This is a genomic window from Paenibacillus ihuae (assembly GCF_001368795.1).
Lineage (GTDB): Bacteria > Bacillota > Bacilli > Paenibacillales > Paenibacillaceae > Paenibacillus_AQ > Paenibacillus_AQ ihuae.
In genome coordinates, this window is the sequence record NZ_LN831198.1 from 1,415,273 (window position 1) to 1,440,820 (window position 25,548).

General features: G+C 50.6%; 29 protein-coding genes. 19 read left to right on the plus strand and 10 right to left on the minus strand.

The window, feature by feature from the left end:
- Window positions 1–4 precede the first annotated feature (4 nt).
- Genes AQR02_RS06175 through AQR02_RS06250 form a run of 16 tightly spaced genes read left to right on the plus strand, consistent with a single transcriptional unit; the run spans window position 5 to window position 13,237 of the window.
- Window positions 5–1,684, plus strand: coding sequence for an ABC transporter ATP-binding protein (locus AQR02_RS06175; protein ID WP_054939835.1), 1,680 nt, complete (start codon window positions 5–7; stop codon window positions 1,682–1,684).
- Window positions 1,681–2,472 (plus strand): energy-coupling factor transporter transmembrane component T family protein, encoded by a 792-nt coding sequence (locus AQR02_RS06180; protein ID WP_054939836.1) that lies wholly within the window; start codon window positions 1,681–1,683, stop codon window positions 2,470–2,472. Before AQR02_RS06175 ends, AQR02_RS06180 begins: the two co-directional genes overlap by 4 nt.
- A gap of 14 nt (window positions 2,473–2,486) precedes the next feature.
- Window positions 2,487–3,278 (plus strand): creatininase family protein, encoded by a 792-nt coding sequence (locus tag AQR02_RS06185; RefSeq protein WP_054939837.1) that lies wholly within the window; start codon window positions 2,487–2,489, stop codon window positions 3,276–3,278.
- A 19-nt stretch (window positions 3,279–3,297) separates the two neighbouring features.
- On the plus strand, window positions 3,298–3,891 hold the full coding sequence (locus tag AQR02_RS06190) for an aminotriazole resistance protein (protein ID WP_108721976.1): 594 nt from the start codon (window positions 3,298–3,300) through the stop codon (window positions 3,889–3,891).
- Between the two features lie 33 nt (window positions 3,892–3,924).
- Window positions 3,925–4,488 carry a UbiX family flavin prenyltransferase gene (locus AQR02_RS06195; protein ID WP_054939838.1) on the plus strand — a complete coding sequence of 188 codons (564 nt, stop codon included), beginning with the start codon at window positions 3,925–3,927 and terminating at the stop codon, window positions 4,486–4,488.
- Window positions 4,485–5,825: a UbiD family decarboxylase gene (locus AQR02_RS06200; protein WP_245237161.1), complete on the plus strand. Its 1,341-nt coding sequence runs from the start codon at window positions 4,485–4,487 to the stop codon at window positions 5,823–5,825. The genes AQR02_RS06195 and AQR02_RS06200 overlap by 4 nt, the downstream gene beginning before the upstream one ends.
- A gap of 21 nt (window positions 5,826–5,846) precedes the next feature.
- Window positions 5,847–6,113, plus strand: a complete 267-nt coding sequence (locus AQR02_RS06205) for a BMC domain-containing protein (protein WP_054939839.1) — start codon at window positions 5,847–5,849, stop codon at window positions 6,111–6,113.
- A gap of 13 nt (window positions 6,114–6,126) precedes the next feature.
- Window positions 6,127–7,041 (plus strand): hypothetical protein, encoded by a 915-nt coding sequence (locus AQR02_RS06210; protein ID WP_054939840.1) that lies wholly within the window; start codon window positions 6,127–6,129, stop codon window positions 7,039–7,041.
- A gap of 22 nt (window positions 7,042–7,063) precedes the next feature.
- Window positions 7,064–7,513 carry a BMC domain-containing protein gene (locus tag AQR02_RS31070; RefSeq protein WP_082451678.1) on the plus strand — a complete coding sequence of 150 codons (450 nt, stop codon included), beginning with the start codon at window positions 7,064–7,066 and terminating at the stop codon, window positions 7,511–7,513.
- Between the two features lie 57 nt (window positions 7,514–7,570).
- Complete coding sequence (locus AQR02_RS06220) at window positions 7,571–7,852, plus strand: BMC domain-containing protein (protein WP_054939841.1); 282 nt, start codon at window positions 7,571–7,573, stop codon at window positions 7,850–7,852.
- 8 nt (window positions 7,853–7,860) lie between these two features.
- On the plus strand, window positions 7,861–8,619 hold the full coding sequence (locus AQR02_RS06225; protein ID WP_054939842.1) for a hypothetical protein: 759 nt from the start codon (window positions 7,861–7,863) through the stop codon (window positions 8,617–8,619).
- 16 nt (window positions 8,620–8,635) lie between these two features.
- Window positions 8,636–8,905: a EutN/CcmL family microcompartment protein gene (locus AQR02_RS06230; protein WP_054939843.1), complete on the plus strand. Its 270-nt coding sequence runs from the start codon at window positions 8,636–8,638 to the stop codon at window positions 8,903–8,905.
- Window positions 8,906–8,920: 15 nt separating this feature from the next.
- Window positions 8,921–10,732: an adenine deaminase gene (ade, locus tag AQR02_RS06235; RefSeq protein WP_054939844.1), complete on the plus strand. Its 1,812-nt coding sequence runs from the start codon at window positions 8,921–8,923 to the stop codon at window positions 10,730–10,732.
- A 12-nt stretch (window positions 10,733–10,744) separates the two neighbouring features.
- The gene (locus AQR02_RS06240) at window positions 10,745–11,428 is read left to right on the plus strand and encodes a cyclase family protein (protein ID WP_054939845.1); all 684 of its coding nucleotides are present in this window, start codon (window positions 10,745–10,747) and stop codon (window positions 11,426–11,428) included.
- A gap of 45 nt (window positions 11,429–11,473) precedes the next feature.
- The gene (locus tag AQR02_RS06245; RefSeq protein WP_245237162.1) at window positions 11,474–12,070 is read left to right on the plus strand and encodes a DUF1989 domain-containing protein; all 597 of its coding nucleotides are present in this window, start codon (window positions 11,474–11,476) and stop codon (window positions 12,068–12,070) included.
- A 3-nt stretch (window positions 12,071–12,073) separates the two neighbouring features.
- Window positions 12,074–13,237, plus strand: a complete 1,164-nt coding sequence (locus tag AQR02_RS06250; RefSeq protein WP_054939847.1) for a M20 family metallopeptidase — start codon at window positions 12,074–12,076, stop codon at window positions 13,235–13,237.
- A 208-nt stretch (window positions 13,238–13,445) separates the two neighbouring features.
- On the opposite strand, the gene AQR02_RS06255 is transcribed toward AQR02_RS06250, so the two are convergent.
- From AQR02_RS06255 to AQR02_RS06280, 6 genes are read right to left on the minus strand one after another with little or no spacing between them, the layout of a single operon-like run.
- On the minus strand, window positions 13,446–14,576 hold the full coding sequence (locus AQR02_RS06255; RefSeq protein WP_054939848.1) for a YheC/YheD family endospore coat-associated protein: 1,131 nt from the start codon (window positions 14,574–14,576) through the stop codon (window positions 13,446–13,448).
- Entirely contained in the window at window positions 14,558–15,076 is a 519-nt protein-coding gene (locus AQR02_RS06260; protein ID WP_054939849.1) for a GNAT family N-acetyltransferase, read from the minus strand. Before AQR02_RS06260 ends, AQR02_RS06255 begins: the two co-directional genes overlap by 19 nt.
- A 25-nt stretch (window positions 15,077–15,101) precedes the next feature.
- Window positions 15,102–16,214 carry a YheC/YheD family endospore coat-associated protein gene (locus tag AQR02_RS06265; protein WP_054939850.1) on the minus strand — a complete coding sequence of 371 codons (1,113 nt, stop codon included), beginning with the start codon at window positions 16,212–16,214 and terminating at the stop codon, window positions 15,102–15,104.
- On the minus strand, window positions 16,211–17,584 hold the full coding sequence (locus AQR02_RS06270; RefSeq protein WP_054939851.1) for a YheC/YheD family endospore coat-associated protein: 1,374 nt from the start codon (window positions 17,582–17,584) through the stop codon (window positions 16,211–16,213). Before AQR02_RS06270 ends, AQR02_RS06265 begins: the two co-directional genes overlap by 4 nt.
- A 29-nt stretch (window positions 17,585–17,613) precedes the next feature.
- Entirely contained in the window at window positions 17,614–18,765 is a 1,152-nt protein-coding gene (locus AQR02_RS06275; protein WP_054939852.1) for a YheC/YheD family endospore coat-associated protein, read from the minus strand.
- A gap of 10 nt (window positions 18,766–18,775) precedes the next feature.
- Complete coding sequence (locus AQR02_RS06280) at window positions 18,776–20,140, minus strand: YheC/YheD family endospore coat-associated protein (protein ID WP_054939853.1); 1,365 nt, start codon at window positions 20,138–20,140, stop codon at window positions 18,776–18,778.
- A gap of 171 nt (window positions 20,141–20,311) precedes the next feature.
- On the opposite strand from AQR02_RS06280, the gene AQR02_RS06285 reads away from it, so the two are divergent.
- The gene (locus AQR02_RS06285; protein ID WP_054939854.1) at window positions 20,312–20,653 is read left to right on the plus strand and encodes a YlbF/YmcA family competence regulator; all 342 of its coding nucleotides are present in this window, start codon (window positions 20,312–20,314) and stop codon (window positions 20,651–20,653) included.
- 552 nt (window positions 20,654–21,205) lie between these two features.
- Here the strand turns inward: AQR02_RS06285 and AQR02_RS06290 are convergent.
- The gene (locus tag AQR02_RS06290) at window positions 21,206–21,781 is read right to left on the minus strand and encodes an LURP-one-related family protein (protein ID WP_054939855.1); all 576 of its coding nucleotides are present in this window, start codon (window positions 21,779–21,781) and stop codon (window positions 21,206–21,208) included.
- 181 nt (window positions 21,782–21,962) lie between these two features.
- Here AQR02_RS06290 and AQR02_RS06295 point away from each other — a divergent pair, with 181 nt between their 5' ends.
- Both AQR02_RS06295 and AQR02_RS06300 read left to right on the plus strand, forming a co-directional pair.
- Window positions 21,963–22,247 carry a hypothetical protein gene (locus AQR02_RS06295; RefSeq protein ID WP_054939856.1) on the plus strand — a complete coding sequence of 95 codons (285 nt, stop codon included), beginning with the start codon at window positions 21,963–21,965 and terminating at the stop codon, window positions 22,245–22,247.
- 201 nt (window positions 22,248–22,448) lie between these two features.
- Window positions 22,449–23,783: a DRTGG domain-containing protein gene (locus AQR02_RS06300; protein WP_054939857.1), complete on the plus strand. Its 1,335-nt coding sequence runs from the start codon at window positions 22,449–22,451 to the stop codon at window positions 23,781–23,783.
- Window positions 23,784–23,902: 119 nt separating this feature from the next.
- Here the strand turns inward: AQR02_RS06300 and AQR02_RS06305 are convergent, their stop codons facing one another.
- The 3 genes from AQR02_RS06305 to AQR02_RS06315 all read right to left on the minus strand — a co-directional run.
- Window positions 23,903–24,754, minus strand: coding sequence for a leucine-rich repeat domain-containing protein (locus AQR02_RS06305; protein ID WP_245237163.1), 852 nt, complete (start codon window positions 24,752–24,754; stop codon window positions 23,903–23,905).
- A gap of 57 nt (window positions 24,755–24,811) precedes the next feature.
- A complete protein-coding gene (locus AQR02_RS06310; RefSeq protein ID WP_054939858.1) occupies window positions 24,812–25,120 on the minus strand; it encodes a YtpI family protein in 309 nt (102 codons plus the stop codon).
- Between the two features lie 120 nt (window positions 25,121–25,240).
- On the minus strand, window positions 25,241–25,548 hold a 308-nt coding region (locus AQR02_RS06315), incomplete at its 5' end, for a sporulation membrane protein YtrI (protein WP_483414270.1).

Sequence of the window (25,548 nt, forward strand, 5' to 3'; positions counted from 1 at the left end):
TAACATGCTGTTATCCGTAAGGAATCTCTCTTACCGGCATATGCACGGATCTATTCGGGCTGTTGACGATGCCAGTTTTGACATCAAAGCCGGGGAGACGGTTGCACTAGTCGGTAAAAGTGGAAGTGGAAAGTCTACGCTTGGCTATATTCTCAGCGGTGTGATCCCTCAATTAATTAAAGGCAGTGAGCTAAGCGGTGATGTCAGCTTTGAAGACAATGTTAGTTACGAAGTTGGTTATGTCTCTCAAATCCCCGAGAATCAGTTGTTTGGGTACCGAGTAGAAGATGCAATTGTCTTCGGGCTCGAGAATATGGGACTGGATGAGACGGAGATCAGGCGGCGACTGAATCGTGTGCTGGAATTATTCGGAATCGAAAGATTCCTGAACAGTCCGGTCAGTTCGTTATCCGGCGGGCAGAAACAGACCGTATGCATTGCTTCTGTGCTGGCGATGGAGCCGCAGCTGCTAATACTGGATGAGCCGGTCAGTTCCCTTGATCCGAGGGGAAAGGCACTTGTTCAAGAAGTACTGTTGCAGTTGAAAAAAGAAGGGCAAACCGTGCTCCTGATAGATCAGAATTTGGATTGGTCGGCAGAAGTAGTGGACCGCGTTATGGCTCTCGAAGTGGGGAAAGTACAGTTTGATGGCCCAAAAGATGATTTCTTCCAGGATGTAGACCTATATAACCGTTTTGGAGTCACGGTACCGGAAATGCTGGAGCTGTATCATATGTGTGACCCGAAGCGAGGTTCAACCTTGTTTAGTACGGTGAGAGGAGCAGTGGATTATTTTCAGGGAATAGTCAACATTTCCGAACGGAAACAGACAATCAGCCAGATTAATGAAGAAAAGACCAGAACGATTGAAATTCAGGACCTCACTAAAGAGTTCGACGGCTTTCGTGCACTAAATGAGGTGAACGCTCATTTTTACCGAGGTGCGGTCACCGCTGTGCTTGGACAGAATGGTTCAGGGAAAACAACACTCGTCAGGCATTTGATCGGCCTGCATGAGCCAACCTCCGGTTCCATCCTATATGAGGGACAATCTATAGCCGGTAAAAGTACGGCGGACCTTGCCCGCAGCATCGCTTATGTGTTTCAGCATCCTGACCAGATGATCTTTGAGGATTCGGTTTGGAAGGAAGTGACGTTCTCCACCCGGATTATGAAACGTGAGATGGACGAGGCGAGGATTGATGATTTGCTTAAGGAACACGCCTTGCTGGAATACAAGGATGCTTTCCCTATGAACCTGTCCATGGGTCATAAACATATGCTGACGATATTATCCGTTCTGCTCACCGATCCTGAAGTTATCATTCTGGATGAACCGACGCTGGGTATGGACCGCATGATGAAAGAAATGTTGTTTCGCTTGATGGACAAGCTTCGAAATCAAGGGAAAACCGTGATTATGATCAGCCATGAAATGTCCTTTGTAGCCGAAACAGCCGATGAAGCGATTTTGATGAAAGATGGCAATATCCTGCTGCAGGGGCCGACGGCAGAAGTATTTTGTCACAAGAACCTGCTCAGTGAAGTCAGTATCGAACCCCCTCAAGTGATGCAATTGGCGGATCTTCTGGGTTATCCGGATATCCTGACAGTCCCGCAATTTGTCGACAGCTGTTACCCATGTTATCAGCATCCGTTAGCTGAGGGGGAAGGCCAAATATGAAATTTACGGGATATGTACACAAATCATCTTTTCTGCACCGGATTGAACCCCGGGTGAAAATTATCTGGTTTGTAATCATGACGGTGATGGTCGTTTTGTACAAAAATTTGTTTGTGCTCACCTTGTTCCTCGCCGGTTGTGCGCTGCTCTGGCTGATTTCCGATCTCGGACGCGAGATGACAGGCATGCTGAAACGTCTGTTGCCCATGCTGATTATGGCTTTTCTGACCTGGCTGATCATCGGCTGCTTTCAGAACAATGACGGAACGGTAATCTGGCAGATGGGGCCTTTCGCGCTGGAAGATAAGGATTTACTGAAATCCGTAGTGGCATCCATACGCATTTTCCTCATGGTATCGGTGTTCTATACCTTGATCATGACGACTAATTTCAGCGAGATCATTTATGGGCTGCAGAAGCTGGGTGTTCCCTTTAAAGTAGCTTTTATGTGCGGGCTGGTGTTTCAGATCATTCCGTTAATGATATCCGAATTTCAGACGATTGCCGACGCCCAGCGCGCCCGGGGTCTTGAACTCGATAAAGGAGGTATGGTGTCACGGCTCCGGTGTTATTCGGTCATTTTATTCCCCCTATTTATCCGGGCTATTCAATCCGGTCAGAGTATATCGCTCTCCATGCATATTTATAATCTTAATTTCAAGCAAAAACGCAGTTCATATAAGACCTTCAGGGTAAGCGCCATGGACCTGCAATTTTTTGTCTGCTTCACCTTGATGTGGGCCGCGGCCGTTTATCTTGGAATCCAATTTCCGATATTAAAAGCGTAAAGGAGCCGGGTGTCATGATAAAGCAATGGAGCATGTGTACAACTGAAGAAATTGGTGCGATGGATAAAGAACATTCCCTTGTTATTATTCCTATCGGGGCCACTGAGCAGCATGGGGCTCATCTCCCGGTCGGAACGGATTCGATTATCTTGGAGAGTCTGCTAGATGTGTTTATGCGGGAGGTGGATTTTCCGGATCACCAGGTGCTTATCACCCCGCTGCTTCCTATAGGGAAAAGTATGGAACACATGGATTTTCCCGGGACGCTAAGTTTCAGCACTCATACGTTTTACTCCATGCTGGATGATTTATGCAAATCGGTTCGCAGTCATGGGTTCACCAAAGTTCTCTTCATGAACAGTCACGGAGGAAATACAGATTTGCTGAATGTGCTAAGCCGTGATATGCGGATTGCACATGAAATAGAACTATTTGTTTTTGACTGGTGGTTTACATCTTTTTGGAATGACATTCTGGAGCAGGTACAGCAGTCCGGTGATTATGGAGTGTTTCATGCCTGTGAACTCGAGACATCCTTGATGCTTGTGTTTTGTCCGGAGCGGGTGGATATGTCCAAGGCCGTGGATGAGTTTCCCGATCCTCAGTTTACCGCCAATCCTCATGTTACGCTGAAGGGCCCTGTCACTCCGGGATGGAAAACAAAGGATGTCTCCATACATGGGGTCATCGGAGCGCCTACATTGGCTACTGTGGAAAAAGGCCGCATCTTTGTGGACTACGCGGTTGAGAAACTACATGAGATGTTGACTCAAGTGATTCAAACGAATTACAAAACTAATTCCTAGGGAAGAGGAGTGTTTCGAAATGGCAAATCCAATGAAGGTGCAAAATGAAGCAAGAACAAGCTCGACAGGTGTGATGAGTGTAGTATACTGGGTTATTTTTGGAGTTCTGACCGGTGTGTTATGGGGATACGTTAATCCAATCGCGCTAGTACCCGGAGTCATTCATCTAAGAATTTTTGCATTCATGCCTGCGGTTGTGGGCATTATCTTTGGCCCAAAAACCGGATTTTTCTCCGGCTATATTGGAACGATTGTATGGGCGCTGCTCGCAGGCACCTTCCTTCCCACTCATACGCTGCTGGCAGACGGAATTATGGTCGGATTTACCGGCTGGCTGCCGGCAATGATGGTAGGCAGAGGTAGAACCTTGCAGCAGCTGGGTCATGATAAATCGGTCATTATCAAATCGGCGCTTTGGTCTTTGGTTGCGGGAGTTATTATGATCCTGGTAGCTTGTGCCAGTCTGGATTTCCTCGGTATCTTCGACTTTTGGTGGGCAGTTTTATGGATCGGTATCAGCGACGTACCTCCACTGGTGATCGGTACTCCGATTTTGCTCGTATTCCTGGCCCGGAGACTGGAAAAAGTGCAAACCATGATTCCATGGAGTTAAGTTTCATCGAGAGCAGTTAAAGGAGAAACGATTATGAGAATTGTTGTAGGCATTACCGGAGCTAGTGGCTCAATTTACGCGTATACCCTAATCCGTGCACTGCATCAACTTCACATCGAAACTTATGTCATCGCTACCGACATGGCGAACAAGGTGATGAAATTCGAGTGTGGAGTCACCATGGAGGAAATCAAGTCTTACGCGAAAGTACTGGAAAATAACAATTTATTCGCATCGGTGGCGAGCGGCTCATTTAAGACGGATGGGATGGTTATCCTTCCTTGTTCGATGAATTCCCTCGGGGCGATTGCGAATGGAGTAGGAGACACGTTACTGAGCCGGACGGCAAGCGTGATGTTGAAGGAAAAAAGAAAATTGATCGTTGTCCCGCGAGAAACGCCGCTTCACCTGATCCATTTGGAGAATATGACCCGGCTGGCGCGTGCAGGTGCAGATATTCTGCCAGCTTCTCCGGGGTTCTATCACCATCCTACTGAGATCTGGGAATTAGTCAATTTCGTCATCGCCAGAATTTTGGATTCCCTGAATATTGAACACGAGCTTATGGCGAGATGGGGGGAGAAACCAGTGGGATGATGAACAATATTCGCACGCTAATAGATCATTTAGAACGAAGCGGGAGAATCACACATATCCGCAAGGAAGTTGATCCGAAGTTTGAAGTGGGGGCGGTCATCCGGACCGGGGAAGGCAAACAGCCCTTTTATTTCGAAAAAATTAAAGGCTATGACATGCCCATGGTATCCGGACTGGGCGGCGATCGTGATCTGCTGGCAGAGACGATGGGTATCGGTAAGAAGGATTTGCTGAAAAAGCTGATTGATTCCATCGTTCATCCGCTTCCGACACGGAAGGTAGCTTCGGGTCCTGTCCATGACAATGTGGTACTGAAGCCATTTCGACTGACCGATCATTTCCCAGTCTGCACGTATCATAAGGATGATTCGGGAGCTTACCTTGTCTCGGGCATCGTGGTTGTCAAAGAACGAAATGGAAATAAGCGTTACACGTCGATTCGCCGTATGCAGCTTCTTGAGGGCAACCGGGCTAGTGTGCTTATCTCTTCACCGGAGCTGTATCAGCAGTATTTGGAGTATGAGAAGCAGGGTGAGCCGATGGAGATTGCGGTCATGTTCGGCATTGTTCCGGCGGTCATTCTGAGTTCGCAAATCAGTACACATCTATATCATTGCGACAAGCTCGACGTAGCTGGTGCTCTTCTAGGGCATCCACTGGATGTTGTGCAGGCAAAAACGGTGGATCTGGAGGTGCTTGCCGAAGCAGAAGTAGTGCTGGAAGGGAGGATCTTGCCGTATGTCCGGGAACCGGAGGGGCCATTCGGGGAATTAGCAGGTTATTACGGAGAATGTACGCCGCAGCCAGTGATTGAATTCTCAGCCATTACTTACCGCAATCAGCCTATTTGGCAGACGATCTACCCTTCTGGATATGAAGAGCATTTGCCCATGGCGCTCGCTCGCGAGGCTACCTTGCTTAGTACGGTGCGGCAGGTTGTCCCGGAAGTACTAAATGTTCATTTAACGGTTGGGGGGATTGGTCGTTACCATGCGGTCATTTCGATCCGCAAACGCACCGAAGGTGATGCCAAACAAGCGTTATTGGCAGCTTTTGCTAGTGACAAGGATCTGAAGCATGTCGTAGTCGTCGATGAAGATGTGGATCTGTTCAACCCACAGGATGTGGAATGGGCAATAGCTACACGTGTGCAGGCTGACCTGGATGTGTTCATTGTTTCGGGGGCCAAGGGCTCACCGCTGGAACCTTCCCATCAATTGCGGGGAGTATCAGCCAAAATGGGTATAGATGCAACTTATCCGCTGAACGCGAAAGAAGCGTATCGGCGTACAAGTATTCCTACGGACTCCCATTTTAATATTAAGGACTATTTATGATGAAGGAGGAGGATCACATCTATGGAAGCCATTGGCTTGATTGAAACCCGTGGGCTTGTTGCTGCACTGGAAGCGCTGGATACCATGTGCAAAGCGGCGACGGTGAGGTTGATTGACATGAAACTGGTTGGTGCAGGCCTTGTGGCTCTAGTGGTGGAAGGCGATGTAGCCGCCGTCACTGCGGCGATTGATGCCGGAAGAACTGCCCATTTACGGACGGGTGGAGAACTTATATCCTGCAATGTTATTCCACGTCCTCACCCCGAACTTGCCAAAATCTTATTCTAGGAGGTTATGAGCGATGTCGGATTTCATGAGAACGATTGTGCAAGAAGCGCTGCGCCCGAGTTCGGCTAAACGTCAAGACCCTCTTCAAAGTGGTTCATTTATGCCGAAGACTGGGTCTTCGCAGGTAGAGGTAGTGCCGGACATTCATCGACCTAATTACCAGAAGGATAAAAGAGATCAGCGATTAAATGCTGCTGCCGCTACTATCTCTTCGAATTCAACAGCGTTGCCCTTAACCCGTGAATTCATTGAACAATCTATGTCTCCTTTACTACGGATGTCTTTGGTGCAGGGGAGAACCCGTGAAGAATGTGATACAGAATTCACTGTTCCTAGTGGTCAAGGTGCCGGAGCGGGGATGATAGGCGAGCACTGTGAGGGGCTTAGTTTCTGGCATTATCCGGAACTACAGTCAGAGTTGTTCTCTGAGCTTGGCATTCGCCGCACATCGGCGAAGTCAGCGGGGATCGTCGCTGCTGAACGATATAAGCCAGGTTACTTGTTCCTGCTGGATGAAGCACTAGGCGCGTCGAAGCTGGAATACGAGATTAACTGGAACAAAGAACGCGGCAGTGCTTTTCAAGCCATAGTGTTGGGAGAATCCTCGGCTGAACTTGCGGAAGTGCTACAGCAGATATCCGACCAATGTGAGAAAAATGGAAAAGAGAATATCCGTAATTACATCTCGCTCGAACCTTCCCCCTTTCTATTGAAACATTTGGGGATCCCCCAAGGTAATTCAATAGCCTTATGGGAGGGGGTATCTCGGTACCGCAGTGTGGCTCTTCTGGATCGTGCACTTAAACAAGGGATGAGTACAAGTGTGAAATACAACATTGAAGCGGAATATTTGCTGCTGACAGGGGGGCGGGAAGAGTTGTCCGCTGCGATTGCTGTCCTGCAGAAGGTGTTGCAGCCCTATGTATAACCACGGAGAGAAGGGGAGTTAAATGAAGCAACAAGCGCTAGGGTTGATTGAGGCGATAGGGTTTACTACTGCGGTATCCGCAGCGGATGTCGCATTAAAGACAGCAGATGTAACCATTGAAGCTATCGAGAAAGTAATAGGGGTTGGCGGAATGCTTGGCGTAACCATTCATTTCAGCGGTGATGTGGCTGCTGTATCCTCGGCAGTGGAAGCCGGCAGGCTGGAGGGAGAGCGAATCGGGAAGATAGTCTCTGCTCACGTGATTCCGCGAGCACATAATGATGTAATTGATAAGATTTTGTCCCGCTTCTCGGCTACACCATTAGAGGAACCCGTGGAAGCAGAAGAACCCTCTGAGGACAAGCAAGCTATAGAAGAGATCAGTTCTGGGCCAGATAAATCAGCTCCTGCTAAAGAAGTCAAGAAACGTCCGACAACGCCAAATCACACAGATCCTTTAAAGCCGGAATAAGGCATGAATGAAGCCATTGAAATTAAAAATCAATATGAAACTTAGGAGGAAATAGAAATGGGAGAAGCATTGGGACTGATCGAAACTAAAGGGCTCGTGGGAGCTATTGAAGCAGCAGATGCGATGGTCAAAGCGGCAAACGTGGAAATTTGCGGATATGAAAAGGTGGGTTTTGGACTTGTGACGATTATGGTGCGTGGCGATGTAGGAGCTGTAAAAGCGGCTACTGATGCTGGTGCAAATGCTGCCAAGCGCGTCGGGGAGCTCATCTCCGTACATGTCATTCCAAGACCACATAGTGAAGTGGAAAAAGCGATCTTGTCCAGCATTAAAGCGTAGGCTAAATCATGTTAACTGCATCTAGCACCCTCGCCGTTCGAACCGCAACCGAGTTGCTCTATCGCGGAAGGGAAGCAGAGCTGGATAAGCAGTATCCGCGAATGCTGGTACTGCTAACTCATCACTGGATGGGTATGGAGCAAGGTTTCTCTGCTGTGCGGAAGCTTGGTGAAAGGAAATTGAGACTACAGTTATGGGCGGATCACGAGGCTAGAGCAACCTACGGAGCAGGAGAGCTTGTTCAGAGGACGGGTATTGATGATTTCGTGAATTCCGGACCCGCTGGAAGAGCATGGAGATCAGGCTCTGTTCCAACTTTGGACACCAATATTCAGTATCTGTTTGTTCCAGTCTTGTCCTTATCCCTATTATCCCAACTATCCAGACTGGATGATGAGCATCATATGACGCGTTTGATCCTTCAAGGGCTGTGTTCAGGCAGAAAGGTTGCCGCCTTAAACATTGAAACAGGTGATAATACTCCGTCGCAGGATTTCACTACGTACTCGATGCCTTCTGCTATGAGGCATGAAGTTAGGCAAATGTTAGGGTCACTTCGTAGTTATGGAATGACCCTTCTGGATGCTAACGGGCTGGATCATTGGATCACAGATATAGGCAGCAGCAAACAGATTATTACCGGAGATGATGTTAAGGCTGTATTTGCCAGTGGCGTTACGGTAATCAAGCTGCATAAGGGTTCAATTCTTACCCCACTGGCCCGTGATATGGCAGGGGATTACGGAATAAAGGTTCTGGAGATGTGAATGGGAGACGGTAGTTATGCAAATTGGAAAAGTAATCGGAAGAGTGACCGCGACGAGGAAAGATGAGCGACTGGTCGGCACCAAGCTGCTGATTGCTCAGCCCATCATGCTCGACGGGACGTTAACCGGACACCCCATTATTGCCGTAGACACCGTGGGGGCTGGGATTGGAGAACAAGTGATTTATGTGGTTGGAAGCATGGCAGCAAGAGCGATGGCGTACGATGGAGCACCTGTCGATGCAGCCATTGTCGGTACCGTAGACAGTCTGGAGAGTGAACATTAGGGGGCTGACGTAAAGATGGATACGATTAGGATCAAAGAAGCGCTGGATTATCGCCGACTCATTGATACACTGCTGGATGAGAGTAGTTATGCTGATCTGGTGCTCAGTGGCGGATTTATTATTAATGTTATTACTAGAGAAATCTATCCCGGAGATGTAGCTGTAAAAGGTGAACGAATTCTGATGGTTGGGGATGCCTCCAGCCTGATTGGTCCAAATACAGTTGTAGAAAATGTGGCGGGAAAATATATTAGTCCCGGTTTTATTGATTCTCATATGCATTTTGAAAGTGCAATGCTTACGGTTACGGAGTTCTCCAAGCTATCCATTCCAACAGGGACGACAACCTTGATTGCGGACCCGCATGAGATAGGGAATGTACTTGGCGTTCATGGAATTAAAGCGATGATCGATGAAGCTCGTTCTCTTCCGAATCGAGTGCTTTACACGGTACCTTGTCTTACCCCGGATGCGCCGGGTCTCGAAACAGCGGGTGCGGAGATTAATTCTAAAGATATGAAGGAACTGTTGAATGACCCTTATGTACAAGGGATTGGTGAGATCCAAGGGTTTAGTAATGTCATGCCGGTATATCGGCATGCCTCACCCCTCATTGATGATTTGATAGCTTCTGTAGTGTATGCCAAGAGTATCGGAAAAACCGTCGAAGGGAATGCCCCCGGATTGTTCGGTAAGGAATTGGCTGCACATATTATCGGAGGCGGAACACATGTATCTTGTCATGAGACCACTACCAAGGAAGAGATGATGGAGAAGCTTCGTTACGGCGTAAGCGTCTTTATAAGGGAAGGTTCTTCTCAGCGCAACATGGCTGAATGTATTCGTGCCATCACCGAGGAAGGAGTCGACTCTCGTAGAGCGATTCTTGTATCGGATGATATGGTTCCTGAAGATCTTTTGAAACAAGGTCATATGAATGAGATCGTCCGCCGAACCATAGCAGAGGGGATTGATCCGGTAGAAGCCATTCAGATGGTTACGATTAATCCGGCAACCCATTTCGGGTTTGGGGATATCGGTGTATTGGCGCCAGGTAAACGTGCAGATCTGGTTGTAATTACGAATCTACAGCAAATGACAATAGATGTTGTATATCTGGCTGGCACAAAGGCAGCAGCGCAAGGTGAACTGCTCCTTAATATTCCTTCCTATATCTATCCGCAATCGGTGAAGTCATCGGTAAAGCGTGCGCCGGTTAAGTTGCAGGATCTGTATATTGAAGCGAAAGGAAATCAGGTCAAAGCCCGGGCAATCGAAGTAATTCCCGATCAGAACTTAACCGGTGCGCTAGAGGTTAGCTTGAAGGTACAGGAGGGGATTGTTCAGCCCGACCTTGCGGCCGATATTTTACCGCTGCTTGTGATTGAGCGGCATGGACAAAACGGCTTGATTGGCAAAACCTTCGTGCGTGGGATGAAGCTGCGTGAAGGAGCTATTGCTCAAAGTGTAGCCCATGATACCCATAACATCATTGTTACTGGGACGAATTATGAAGATATGAAGGTTGCTGCAAACCGTGTAATCGCCATGAACGGAGGCATATGTATGATTCGGGACGGCAAAGTGATTGGAGATTTACCGCTGCGGATTGGCGGGTTGATGTCGGATGAGCTAACTGGCAAAGAAATGAGTGCGGCGGTATCCGAGCTTCATCGTTTAGCTGAAGAGGAGCTTGGCTGTACCTTACATGTTCCCTTTATGCACTTATCCTTCCTGTCTCTGGTAACAAGTCCAAAGTGGAAAATCACCGATTTAGGCTTAATTGATGCGGAGAACTTTAAAAAGCTGCCAACTATACTACAGTAAAGGAAGATCCCTATGGGGCTAAGATTAATTGATCTGCCACAGGAAATTTATCAGGGGATGCCGGTATTTCCTCCCCATCAGAAAACGATGATTTTCCCAAATATGTCGCATGACGAAAGTAAAAAGAAGCTTGGTTTTGAGTTCGCCACCAACAATTTGCTCATTAATGAGCATGGACCCACACATAGTGACGCAACGTATGAGTATGATCGTAACGGCCAAACCATTGATGAAATGCCGTTAGAATATTTTTATGGACCTGCGATATGTCTGGATGTCTCCCGTGTTGCACCAGATGCTTATATAACGGCGGCTATATTAAAGGAAGAATTGGAACGTTCCGGACTCCATATTGAATGCGGTGATATTGTTCTGCTCCATACCGGTCATTACAACCGTTCTTATGGGCGTGAGGAATGGCTGACCCGTCATGCTGGACTTGACTATAGCGCCGGAGAGTGGCTGGCAAAGCATGGCGTAGTGAATATTGGAGTGGATGCTCCTTCTATAGATAACCCAGCGGATCTAAAGTTTTCCGGTCACCTGATTTGCCGTGAATATGGCATAACCAACACGGAAAATATGTGTCAACTGGATCAAGTAGTGAACCAACGTTTTCTCTATTTTGGACTCCCCCTAAAAATCCGTAAAGGAACAGGCTCGCCGGTTCGCGCAGTGGCTGTATTAATCGATTAGCTGGGGAAAGCACAGAAAGAAGGAGTAGCATTGATTGGGAACAGAGTGAAGGAAGAAGTGCTTATACCGGCTTACGAGGGACGAGCAGTTGTTGTACCGAAAGGGCATTACCTTTGTATTATCGATGTGGAAGGTCAGCAGGTAGGTGATTTTGTTTGTTTTAATCGCGACAATCATGGAGAACATGTGTCTCCTGTTCATATGAGATCATCACTAAGCAGCATAAGATTGAAGGAAGGCGACGGACTGTATAGTAATCTTCGGAGACCCTTGATGACTATGGTTAAAGATACCGTGGGCAAACACGATTTTTTCTTCCCGGCCTGTGATTATTACCGTTATAAGATGGATTTTGGCTTAGAAGAACATCCGAACTGTCATGATAATTTAGAGAAGGCTTTGAAGCCATTTGATCTTAAATATGATGTCCTTCCCGATCCAATTAACTGGTTCATGAATAACGTTTTGGATGATGAAGGTGATTATGTGATTGAGCCACCTTTATCCAAGCCGGGCGACTTTGTGATGCTGCAAGCTTTGGTCGATGTTGTCGTGGCCGTATCCGCTTGTTCACAGGATCTTGCACCTGTTAATGGATGGAAAGTAACGCCGCTGAAGCTGCAAGTATTGGGGGGAGTATAACGAATGGAGAATGTTCTCAGTCGGGAATACGCCGTTCCTTTCTTGCAGAAATTGATCGCCATAGATACCTGTAATCCCCCGGGGAATGAGCACCGTCTCTCATTCGTCTTAATGTCATTATTGAATGACATCGGAATTCCCGCAGTGATTTCACCTCTAAGTACGGATCGCAGCAACGTAGAAGTTACGCTGAAAGGGAGCGGGCGTAAAAAATTGATGTTCTGTGGACATCTTGATACCGTGAGTCCATGGTCAGCATCCGCTGGAAAATATAGTCCCCATGGTGCGGCGATTGAGGGCGACCGCATCTACGGCAGAGGGGCATCGGATATGAAAAGCGGGCTAGCAGCGATGCTGCTGGCTCTGGTCTCTATTCAACTGGACGGGATCAACTTGGACGGAGATTTGATATTTCTGGCGACTGCGGGGGAAGAAGTAGACAGCTGCGGAGCCAGAATATACTTAGATCAATACGGTGTTCGTGATCTGGACGGAATGGTCATTGGAGAACCCACCAGAGGAAAAGTAGCGGTTGGGCATAAAGGGGCTTTGTGGCTGCGGATTTCTTTATTTGGCAAAAGCGCCCATGGTTCAATGCCGCATTTGGGGTTAAATGCAGTGGAGGGCATGATGGAGGTTATTAACCTTCTTAAGGGGAGTGCTCTTCAGTGGGTGGCACACGATCCAGTTCTCGGTTCCAGCAGCTTGTCTGTCAACCGGATAGAAGGTGGAGTCCAAACGAATGTAATTCCAGATCGCTGTGTTATTGATGTGGATATTCGTACAGTTCCTCCGCTAACCCATGCTCCGCTGCTGGAAGAGATTAAGTGCACATTATTAAGAATTCAAGATGTAAACCCGGGATTTTCATTTGAAGTAGAGCAGATTTTGGATCGCAGCTCCATTTATACGAATCCGGATCATCCTTTGATACGGACGGCTCTGGAGATTAACGGTCAATCAGAACAAGATGTACATGGAGTTCCTTACTATACAGATGGTTCTGTTCTTCAAGATGAGGGGGAATTACCGATCTTAATTTATGGACCTGGAGATGAGAGACTGGCTCATCAGCCGGATGAGTGGGTGGATATAGATGCTTATCTAGAGTCTATTACTTTTTATAGAGAGGCAGCTTTACGATTCTTAGGAACGGTTGATAATTAATAATCACGATATAGAAAGCCTATTCTCCTCGGATGACCCGCATGGTATCCGCCAGGAGGTCAGCTTCCGTATCCGTAGATTGAAACGGATTCAGCCTGTTATGATCTCATGACTGGCTTATGGTTTACAGGTATGCTGGGTTTGACGCATACCTAAAGAATGCATCCCTCAGATCAGAGCGGATGCATTCTTATCGTTTGGCTCACTCCTATTCCTCAACCGTCTTAACCGAGCTCGGCGTGTTCTTGTTCTTATACACCCACATCGCGTATTCCAGCGGGCGCAGCAGCGCTTTACGGTAGGTGCCGCTGTCGCCTGTGCGGGCGAACACCTCGCGGGCCGGCTTGGGGTTGACCTCCAGCACAAAGATCCGGCCCTGGCGGTCAATGGCGAGATCGAGCGCCAGCTCGCATAACGCCCCGAAGCTTTCCTCCAGGAACGCTGCAGCTTCGAGGCCTAGATTTTCGGCCGACTTCATCGCTTTGGCAGCTTTCTCTTCGCTGCCCAGCCATTCCTTCAGCAGGACCTCGGCACGAACCGCGTGGCCGCCGCCGTGCAGGTTCGAGGTGACGCTGCGGGCGGCGCCGACCCGGCCGGCCATGCCGGTCAGCTCCCATTCGCCCTGGCCGTTCTTTTGCACGAGCATGCGGTAGTCATGGAAACGTCCGCCCGGCAGACGCAGCGGAATGCCCTGCTGGACAAGGAAACGTCCTCCGAGGCACCACTGGCGGACGATGGATTCCAGCCGCGGGAGCGTAACCTTGCGCGGGGAAATAATCTGCCGGTTCTGGCGGCGGCCTTGAATGTCGTACAGGCTTTTCCCCTCTTTGAGCCGTTCGATCCGCAAAATGCCGCGTCCGCCCGTACCATTAATGGGCTTCACATAGACCACCGGGCTGATTTTGAGCATCCGCTGCAGATCAGCCGAGGACTGGTAGAGCAGCGTCTCGGGCATATGCTGGCGGAAGCGGCTCTTCTGGGAAAAGGTCTGGTGGATCGTCCATTTGTTGCGCAGCGGACGGTTCAGAAAGGTCAGATGATTATAGCGGGAACGGAAGCGCAGAAGCTGCTCGAAGCGGGAGCTGCGCTGAATCCGGCAGCGGTCATAGATCATATGGGGGAAAGGGCGCCATTTGCGCGACCATTTGCCGCTTGACGGATCGTAGACCATGGCATGGATCAGCTCTTTGCCGGCATTGACATCGGCTGGGGTAAAGACAAACACATCCAGGCCAATTTTTTTGCCTTCAATAATCATCCTCCGGTATACACTTCTCTCTTCAAGCTGTTTGGCTTCATTCAGATACAAAGTGAGGATGCCTAAGACGGGTTCTGGCACAGGAGTTCACCTTCTTGTGGGAGAGTTGCCGCGCTGCTGCTGTCTATCAGCGACCGCAGCAGCAGCGTGGGCTTGCCGGTAGGGCCGCTGGTCAGGCCTACCGCGGCAAGCCCGCTGTTGAAGCACATCTTCAGGCTTGCCGGATTGTCACAGGCCACCTGGCATTCCAGGCGGCCCAGGCGCTGCAGCTGCGCGGACAGCAGCGCCGTTCCGATACGACGGTTACGGTATAAGGGATGAACGGCAACCAGGCAGGCCTCCTTGCCGTAGCCGGACACAAAGCTGACGCCTGCCAGCTGGCGGCCGCTTTGGCCGCGGACGGTCGCAACCAGCAGCGAGACACCGGGTTCAGCCAGCTGGTCCGGCGTCAGCCTGCAGAGCTGGCGGCAGCCGCGCAGCGTGAGCCGCTGTTCCCCGTATTCCCGCAGGAAATCCAGCAGCCCGCCGAGCTTCGAATTCCATTGCCCCGGACTGGTATCATAGATAGAGGAGATCTGCATGGGTGTCACTTCCTTATGAAGGATTCTATTTGCTCTGCCGGGCCAGATGCTGGCTGTATTGGAAGATCCGTTCGAGCGACAGCTTGCGGATGGCCGGCTCATCGAATTTCATCGGCCGGGAGTTGGCCTCGAAGAACCAGAGGCCGCCTTCCTCGTCAACGCCGAGATCCATCGACATCTCGCCAAGCATAGCTCCTGAAGCCCGCTCAATCTGGCGGGCAATCAGGAGGGCAGTGGTAGGAACATTCTTCAGAATGGACGCTGCCCGCTCCGGGCCGAAGGTTCCCTCCAGCATGCTTGCAGGCTCCTCGATGCTGCCGCCTCGCGGCACATGCGTTGTAATGCTGCGTGCACCGGCCAGCCTTGCACCGATGCCGGTTACGGCCCAGGCGCCTCTGCCGTTCTTCTGCAGCAGCACCCGCAGATCAAAGGGGCGTCCGCCGTGGGTGGCCAGCCCGATTGCCTGCTGCACGATATATTGCGAAATGCCTTTCTCTCTGCTGATCCGCGCCCACAGGCGGTCCATGGAAGCAGCCTTGTAGGTTACGTTCTTTTTGCCGCTCTGGATCTGCAGCCTGTAAGGCAAGCTGATGTCTGCGAGGTATTTTAACCGCATAATTCCTTTGCCGGCCTTGCCGTTCTCCGGCTTGAGGTAGAGGCTGTCATGATTTTTCAGCATGGCGCTCAGCGTATTCGCACCCCGCAGCCGTCTTGTTTTGGGCACATGCCTTGCGGTCACCTTGGATTCCTTCAGCCATTCGAACAGACTCCATTTATTGAAGAAGCTCGGATTATACATCTGAATTTCTTCATGCTGCAGGCATTCGGCAATTTTACGGGCGACCGGAGCTTTTTCTTCCTCCTCACGGTTCGGAATTCGGTTGTATATTACCTGCGGCAGAGGCATCGGGACACTGTACCATATCTTCCCGCTGGAGGAAGGGACGAAGCCGTTCACCATCCGCTCCTCAAACTTCAGGTCGCGGACGGTGACGACATAGACGAGATAGCCCATTTCTTTGCCGGTACGGATGATATCGCGGAAGTTACTGCGGTTACCGCGAAACTGCTTCAGCCTGTCACTGGTTGTCAATATGGCAATTACCGGTTTGCCGGGGTCAGGAGAGCGGGTGTTCACAGTTCATCCCTCCTGCGGAATTTGCTGAGATACAGGCAGTGCTCCAGAATATGCTCGATGGAAGCTTTGCCCTCAGCGCGCAGGGAAGGATGGCGGAAGATGGAACGTCCCGGTTTGGCGTTAGCCTCGAACATCCAGATATCTTCGTCCTGGTCAATGCCAAGGTCAAAGCCGATTTCACCGAGCAGATGCCGGTGCTGAATTTCCAGTGATTCTGCCAGCTTGACGGCGGTTGTTTTGGCCCGCTGCAGCACTTCATCGGCTCTGGCTCCGAATACGCGGCCCAGCGCCTGCTGGGGAGTAAGCAGAGCTCCACCGTTCTTAAGATGGGTGGTGACACTGCCCCGGCCGGCTTTTTTGGCGCCGATGCCGACAACGACCCACTGGTTGCTGCCGTTCTTATGCATATGGAAGCGGAAGTCAATCGGGCAGGCGTCAATCTCGATCAGGCGGATCCCCTGCTGGACGATATAGTTTTGCAGGCTTTGGCCATGCCGGGCGCGGAGCATGCGCATCAGGCTGTCAAAACTGGTAAAGCGCAGCAGCACATTTTTACCGTTCTTACGGTAACGGGCGAAATACCCCTTCTTCGGCAGGTAAGTGAGCCGGTATATTCCGTGCCCGAGACTGCCGGCGGAAGGTTTGTAATAGACAAAATGATGGCGGTCAAGCATATCGCGCATTTTCTCTGAGCTGGGGTTACTCACGGTTTCAGGGACATAGCGGTTCGCTGCGCCGTCGTTCTCCAGCAGCCGGTAAATATCCGATTTATTGAAAAAGCTCCAGTTAAAATAAGGAATTCTCTTCCGTCCGAACCGTTCGCGGAGCTGGTTGATATAAGGTGAGGTTTCGGCCCGGCGGCTCGGCAGACGGTTATACACGACATCCGGCAGCGGGACCATTTTACGTTCGAATTTGCCGCTGGCCGTCAGAAAAAAACCGTTAACCTGTTCCTGTCCCCAGTCGATGTCGCGCGGTGTGAACGCAAATATATAGCATTTATTGCTGCCTTCCCGCAGCAGCTGCTTGATGAAGCCGGTACGCGAACCGAAGGGATTCGCCGATGTGGTTGGCCCGTCAGATAAAATGCCGACCAGGGGACCCAGCTGCACCTCATCATTCTGCAGGTTGCGTAAGTAGACGCCGCCCGTTTTAGGCACCTTGATCGCGCTCTTCACTCCGGAGGCCAGGAACAGATGCTTCCCAGCCCGTTTGATGGGCTTAATCATGGCCGGGATGGCATCCTTGCCGAGACGCAGGCGGATATTTTTCTTGCCGGATAATTTCAGGCTTTTCATCAATTCACCCGAGACATAGACAACTCGTTGGGGCTGCTTGGTGAAATGCACATTGCAAAAAGTGAGACCCATTGATGAATCCTCCTTAGGAACCATTGATATCATTCTCCTGTCTGTAACGGAGCTGTCCGAGTGGCAAGCATGCGGCCTGCCGCTGAATGGAGCAGCAGATGACGCGCATAGCGCAGCGGGTTCTCGGTTGCGAGTCTAGCAGCCCGGCGGTCACCCGTCAGCCGGAACACCGTGCGCCCTGGCTTGGAATTGGCTTCCAGCAGATAGATTCTGCCTCCGGCATCAATGCCGAAGTCAAGGCCCAGTTCCCCGAGTCTGCCGCAGGATTCCTCCAGCAGGGGAGGCAGGAGAGCAGCCGCAGCGGCAAGCTCTTCGAGCAGCTCTGCTCCGCTCTTTCCGTACTCTGCAAGCAGAAAGGGCAGTGGAGGAACCGCTGTTCCACCGCCGTGAAGGTTAGAGGTAAGTGCCCCTTGCCGGCCGAGCCGCACGGCCATGCCGGTTAATGTCCAGGCACCCCGTCCGTTCTTCTGCATCAGAACACGTACATCAAAGGGCTGGCCATCACTGCTGGTCAAGTCCAGGTAAGGCTGTATAATATAGCGGCGCTTGCCGATGAAGCTATGAACCCAATCCAGTCCTTCGGCTGGCGTTCTGAAATTATGCCGGAAGGATTCATTCGCTTCGCTGCGGCCGCGGATGCTGATTCCGCCGCCTGCTTTGCTGCTGAGGAGCAGAGCATGCAGCGTGCGTTTGCCGTGTGACCCTGCCATAGGCTTTAGAAATACGCCGTATTCTCTTTCTGCAAGCATAGTACTGAGAGCCCCTGACCCGGTATAAAGCCTGGTCTCAGGCAGCAGTGCTGCAGCTTTGCGGCTGCGGTGCACGATCCCGTAGACTCCCCACTTATCAGGCAGCGGGCGGGACCAGGGGAGTGTGCGGTAGAGTGCAGCCATGGCAGCGGAAGCCGCTTTTTTTTCCTGCAGGCTGGAATATAAACAACGGTTATACAGAATATCGGGTGCAGATGCCAGCGTCTGCTGCCACCGGCCCTCCTTCCAGACATAGCCGTTGATCGTTTGGCCGTCGGTGGAGACACCTTCCGGGTGGAAGACAAGCACTTTCAGATCGTACAACGGGGCTGCTGCGCATAACTGACTGCAGAACTCCGGTTCTGCGATGGGAGGATACCCCTGGCGGCGGCCTGTCATAATACCAAGGAACCCCGTAGCTGTGTCTGTCATGATGTCCTCCTTATAACCCGGCCAGATAACGGCAATATAGAATCATTTGTTTCACGGACGGTCTGATCTTCTGGTCATTAAGCGGTGTATTATCGTTTTTGGACGGCTTGGAGTTAACCTCCAGCAGCCAAATGCGGCCCGACTGATCCAGTGCAAGATCAATCCCCAGCTCTCCGAAGTGTGCGGGGATGTAAGTTTCGACACCTCTGGCAATCGCCAGTGCCGCCCGCGGCAGCTGCACCTGTGAGCTTTCCTTCATTCCTGCCGGCAGATTGCTTTTGCCGACCGCCTCACGGACAGTGCTGAGCGTGCCGCCCCGTGCCAGATTCGAAACAAAATGGTTGCTGCCGGCGGTACGGGCGACAATGGAGGTGACCCCCCATTTGCCGGTGCCGTTCTTTTGCACCAGGGCCCGGAAATCTACCGGCCGCTTTCCAAGCTCCATCAGGGGAAGACCCTGCTGAATCTGGTAACGGGTGGTTTTCATCTTAGGGGAAATCGACTGAAACAGCTTCGCCAGACTGGGATAGCTTTGTTTACGGGTGCCAAGAGGTGTGGTCGACAGCAGCCGGTAGCCTCCTTCTTCTTTGGAAATACGCAGAATACCCTTTCCGAGACTGCCGCGAACGGGTTTCAGAAATACGCTGGAGTAGCTGTTGCACATTCTCTTTAAGACAGCGAAGCCGTTAAAAGCATGGGATTCCGGCAAATAGCGCTGCAGGGCGGCATCTTGTGCCAGTGCTTCGAACACCTCTGTCTTGTCTAGGAACTTTTCATTGAAGAAATGCGTTCCGTAGCGGGATTTTACATCCGCCAAAAAATGCTGTACGCTAGGTTTGTTCTCTACCTTTCGCGTGGTAAGCCGATTGTTGATCACATCGGCGACAGGAAGACTCAGCTTCCGCCAGCCCTCATCGTATACCCAGCCCTGAATGGAAGAGCTGCGTGTCTCCAGCGCCTCCGGGGTAAAGAAATATACATAGGCACCCTGCGCATGGCAGGCATTGGTAAGCTCACGGCAGAACATCGTGATCTGTCCGAACACTCTGTCCGGCTGGTCTGGATGGTCCCGGCTTACCAGCACTCCAATCAGCGGACCTAGCCGCAGGGTGCGGCTGCCGGAACTGTAGGAGGCATTCAGCATAGGCCGCCCTCTCCAGCCAAGACGCCGGGCTAACCCTTCGTTTACGCGCAGGCTGTCGGCTTTGGGGACCGGGATGACAGTGACCTCCTGCCTGAATGAGCCGAAGGTAAGCTGAATGGTTCCGTGTGCCGGTATTTTGAGCCTTTTCATGGATTTGTCGCCAAGCATTACAGCGTTTTCCTGCAGGATGCCCGAGTGGACCGTTTGGACCGGGATCTTGTACTTAGACATCGTGGATCTCCTTCCGGTAGGCAGCATGATGCCGGCAATATGAATCTTTAGGGTTACATATCATTCATCATATGGAGACATCTGACCCTTGGTGATTGACCTATTCTGTAAAAAGCCGTACCAGGCGGAATTCATCGCTGCGGATAATACAAAACATTAGGAGGAATTATCATGAACGTAATCGACAAAGCACACGAACTGGCAAGAGCCATCAAAGATAGCACTGAGTTTTCGGATATCAGCAGTGCTATGAAGGTGATCGAAGCCGATCCCGAGAGCAAACGGATGCTGGATAATTTCCGCCAGAGCCAGATTGAGCTGCAGCAGCGGATGATGAGCGGGGAGATGCCGCCGCAAGAGGAAATGGAAAAAATGGAGAAGCTGTTCGAGGTATTGAACCTGAATCTCGGTATCCGCCGCCTGTTTGACGCAGAGCGCCGTCTCAGTGTCGTTATTGAAGATGTGAACAAGATTATTACAGACAGCCTGTCACAGATGTACGGAGGCCAGTAATCGGCTCCGCCCCGTGGCGGCAACAGAAAAAGCAGGGTGTTCCCCGGCCTATTTGGCTGGAGAGCATCCTGCTTTTTGTGTTATAAACCTTGAGACTGAGCTATATTTAGAATCAAACCTTCGGGAAGACAATGTTCGGAGATGTGGCAGTGCTCCTTGCACAGTTGAAACTGATTCACAGGCCACCGGATATCCGCCTAGCTTACGGACCCCAGTGACGTTGATTACCGCTGAGGAAGGAATTAGCCGGAGGAACGGACTCCAGAGCCGTTATTTCAGTGGAAAAGAAGTGTTTTAATCATTATTCGGAGAGATAAGGGCTCTACAGTCCGTTACAACGTGAAAAAGGGAGTTTTTCGGCTAATAGCGGCGCTGGAGTCCGTAATGATTCGGTGACGCATCTCTGGTACCAGAATGTATACCGACATCTCACACCTCACCATAACTCAACCCTGTAACTACTAGCGCCCGCAAAATAGAGGCCGTTCCATTCGAAGCAGCCTATTCCCGTAAGTATCACTAAATCTCCGAACTTAGAACACGCTGCTTAGACTAGTCCTGCTTACCCTCTACGGCACATAGGAGAATACCTGCAGCCAGGCCAAGACGGCGGTCAAGCTGACCGGTCCGGTCCTCGGAAAAGTCTGCGGTGATTTTGGTGACGAAGGGATTGAAGTTCTGCCTGTAGGCAGAGATGGCATTGCCGTCAAACTCGATATTATATTTTTGCGGTATCAGGGTGATGAACCGGCGCAGAAGCGCCATAAGTGTACTGTCTTCCTTAATCAGAGCCATTTCCTGGTCATGGCGGTCCAGTATTACCCACTCATCCTTCAAGATGGACTTAAGGCCCTTGCGGCGGAGGGCTCCCACATGCTCACCGGTGTCCGAATCATGCACATCATAGGTTGCACTGAAATCGATCACACTGCGGGCTTTAATACGCAAAAGCTCCTTCTGCATGCTCTCATCGGAGTAGAGCGCAATATCCTCTTTTAGTTTGAACGCTTTCATTTGGGAGAAAAGGACAAGCTGCTCCGAACCGTCATAAATGTGCAGCTTGGCACCCATAATCGAAAAAACCTTCTTACGGATCGTGTATTCCTTGTAGCTAAATGCATGATTCAATGTCAATCGCCTCCTAAAAATTGTCTATATCATCTCATATGACAGCAGCACGTGCTATAGCATTTGCCTCAGGCCATAATTTTTTTGTTTAGACTTGTCTCATAATCCGGACACTCTGTTCATAGAGTAGAGATATAGATTTAAGTTGAACAACCTTTTGGGAGCGAAGGAGCTGTCTTGCATGAGAAAAAGAAACAAGTTTAAGCATGGCATGTATATGCTGATTGCGCTGGCTATGCTGCTCTATGCACTGCCGAAGCTGTCTTTTCAGGAAGGGCCCAGCTGGGTGCTGGGATTCGGTGTCGTCTGGTGTATCTTTGCCTTTCTGGTCATTGCCGCCCATCTCCATTTCATTATCGGGGTGGATGAGGAGAAGCAGAAGCAGCTGGAGGCGGTCCGCAAGCATAAGCTAGAGCAGTGGCAGGGCAAGTGGAATGAGGAGTCCCGGGTGTCACAGCGGCTATAGGAAATCATAAATCCCTGACTGCCGGTATGGGCGGTTCAGGGGTTTTTTTAACATGAAATGGAGATTGTTAATGCGAAAAGTAGTCCACATAGAATCTCAGAATGAACCCCGAATCACCTCCAACGGGCTGTTGTACTCTGCTGTTCCCAGCGTGTATAATGAGTACAGAGTAGTACAGATCGGGGCATGGGGGTGTAACAGTTGGAAGGACAAGGCGATAACATTACGAAGCATGAACAATTGCTGCAGCATATCGAAGGTCTCAAGGTTGGCACCAAAATCTCTGTCCGTAAGCTGGCGAAGGAAATGATTGTAAGCGAAGGGACAGCTTACCGCGCGGTGAAGGAGGCTGAGAATCTCGGCATCGTCATTACCAAGGAGCGGATCGGCACGGTCCGTGTGGAGAAGAAACCGCGGAATATCTCTGACCAGCTCACCTTCGGGGATGTGGTCGATATTGTCGAAGGGCATGTACTCGGCGGGGCGGACGGACTGAACAAGCATCTTCATAAATATATTATCGGCGCGATGAAAGTCGACGCCATGATCCGTTATATTGATGCCGACAGCCTGCTGATCGTGGGGAACCGCGATGATGTGCACTCGCTTGCCCTGGAGCAGGGAGCGGGGGTGCTTGTGACGGGCGGATTCGGCACCAGCCGCGTGGTTAAAGCGCTGGCGGACGAGCTGGACCTTCCGGTAATCTCCTCCAGACATGACACGTTTACAGTCGCATCGATGATTAACCGGGCGATCTTTGACAGGCTGATCAAGAAAAAGATTATGCTCGTAGAAGACATTCTCGAGGGCAAACCCCGCCTCAACACGCTGAAAATTTCCAATACCGTCGGTGAACTCCGGCAGCTGTCACAGTCCAGCGGAGAGCAGCGTTTTCCGGTAACGGATGAATGGAACCGGGTCATCGGGATCGTGGGCCGGCGTGACGTAGAGGAGCTGGGTGAGGGGCAGAGCATTGAAAAGGCGATGATCCGGAACCCGATTACGGCAGTCCTTCAGACCTCGCTGGCTTCTGCGGCGCAGATCATGATGTGGGAGGGGATCGACTTCCTGCCGATCGTGGACCGCAACCGTAAACTGGTAGGTTCGCTGACCCGGCGGGAGGTGCTGCAGAGCCTGCGCGATGTCAGCAATCAGCCGCAAATGGGGGAAACCTTTGACCATCTGATCTGGAACGGTTTTGCCGAGGAGCGGGACGAGGAAGGGCAGCTGTTTTTTCATGGCTTCATCACTCCTCAGATGGCGACGGATCTGGGAACTATTTCCGAAGGCGTGCTGTCGACGCTGATGACCCTTTCCGCCTTCAAGGCGGCCAAAGACATCACCGGGAACGACTATGTGCTGGACAACATGTCCACCTATTTCATCCGCCCGGTACAGATTGAGCATTCCATCATCGTCATGCCGAAGCTGCTGGAAATCAGCCGCCGTACCTGTAAGCTGGAAATTGAAATCAGCCACAACGATACGATGGTCGCCAAGGCAGTACTGATGCTGCAGTCGATTGATCACGGCTGACGCGGCTTGGTGTCAGGGAGCGGACAAGCATTTAAGTCTGCGGCCCCAAACGACATAGCGAAGAGACTATCCCCCGCTGATAGTCTCTTTTTTATCATATCGCTTTTATTAGTTATCATTTACAGATAGACGATGCAGCCGCGCGCCTCTAATTCTTTCAGCCAATCCGGAACAGTCAGCTGCGGATTCCAGCGTAAATCCAGCCGCTCCAGCCCGGCGAGGTTAAGCAGGGAATCCGGAAGGGCGGTCAAACTGTTGCTCCGCAAATCCAGCTCTAACAGATTAGTGAGCTGGCCAATGCCTTCCGGCAGCACAGTTAGCTGGTTTGTCCGCAAATTCAGCCGTCGTAGCCGTTTGCAGCTACTAAGTGATTCGGGCAGCCCCTGCAGCTGGTTGTCCTCAGCATCGAGCACACGCAGCATGGCCAAGCCGTCGAATATATCCGGCAATGCCTTAAGCTGGTTGTTTTTCAAATGCAGTTCCCGGAGGCTGCTTAAATTGCCGAAAGCTTCAGGGATTCCGCTTAGTTTATTGTTCATGAGACGCAGCTCCACAAGCTTTGAAAGACCGCCGATTTCAGGCGGCAATTCTATGAATTGATTATCACTTAAATTCAGATATTTTAATTTCTTCAGGTTTCCGATTTCAACCGGCACAGTCTCTATGCGATTGTTATGAAGATAGAGATAATCCTCCAGATGAATGAGCTGACCGATTTCCGGAGGGATCGTTTGGATTTGATTATGTCCGAAATCAATCATTTTAAGTGTGCTTAATTCTATGATCCGCGCTGGGATTTCTTTCAGCTGATTTGCCGAAATGTTCACAATCTCCAGATGGTCCATATTGAAGATTTCAACCGGCAGGTGTTCAAAATGATTTTGATAGAGATTCAAATCGGTGACTTCACTCCATGTTCCGGATATGTTGGGCATGGATGTTAGATTGCTGGCCGGCAAATTGATTTTCACGTATGATTCCTCCCGGGGATTAAATCCTAGTAGTTATACAAGAGCCGTTCTGAAGGATCAGGCTTTTCTTCCGCGCCGGCTCCGGCTGTAATATCCGTAACTGCGCAGCCCCGAGAAAATATTGAAGGCACCGAGGACCAGAAAGAGCGCTTCTACAATAACGCTGATCGTCGAGCCGCGAAACAGGAACATGGACATCAGCGACAAATTGACCAGCATGGCACCCAGCAGCACATTCATGATGGATCGCCGGCGGCCCCTTTCCAGCGGGTCAGAAGCTCTGCGGGAAGATAGGCTGTATACAGCGGCGCCGGTCATAAACAACACGAGCAGGATAAACAGCAGATACTTGATTAGCATAATCATGGACAGGCAGCCCCCTTATCAAAGGATAAAATACATTGGTGTTGCCCCATACTGTATCTCGGTATACCTGTCCATTATTGTAGCATGATTGTTCCCTGTACGTCCGCAAGCTTTGGCTGTTCAACTGCGCCTGTAAGGATGAATCTCCACCCAGATCTGCAGCACACCTTCCATCACCAGCATGGTACGGATGTTAACGGCGTATTCCTTTTCGCGCACGATATATATTTTGCCGTCCAGAAGCAGCCGTGCAAGCTTCCCGTCTGTATCGATGTCGAACATGCTGCGGCCGCGCATCGGTTCAAGATCAGAGCTCATCTGCCTGATAATTTCCTTTAGGGATACCGGATCCAGGGAGACTGAGCCTTCCTCGCTTCTGCTGTTCTCGGTGCGGAGCTTAATCTCGCGGATAACCGTCGAGGTGTTGT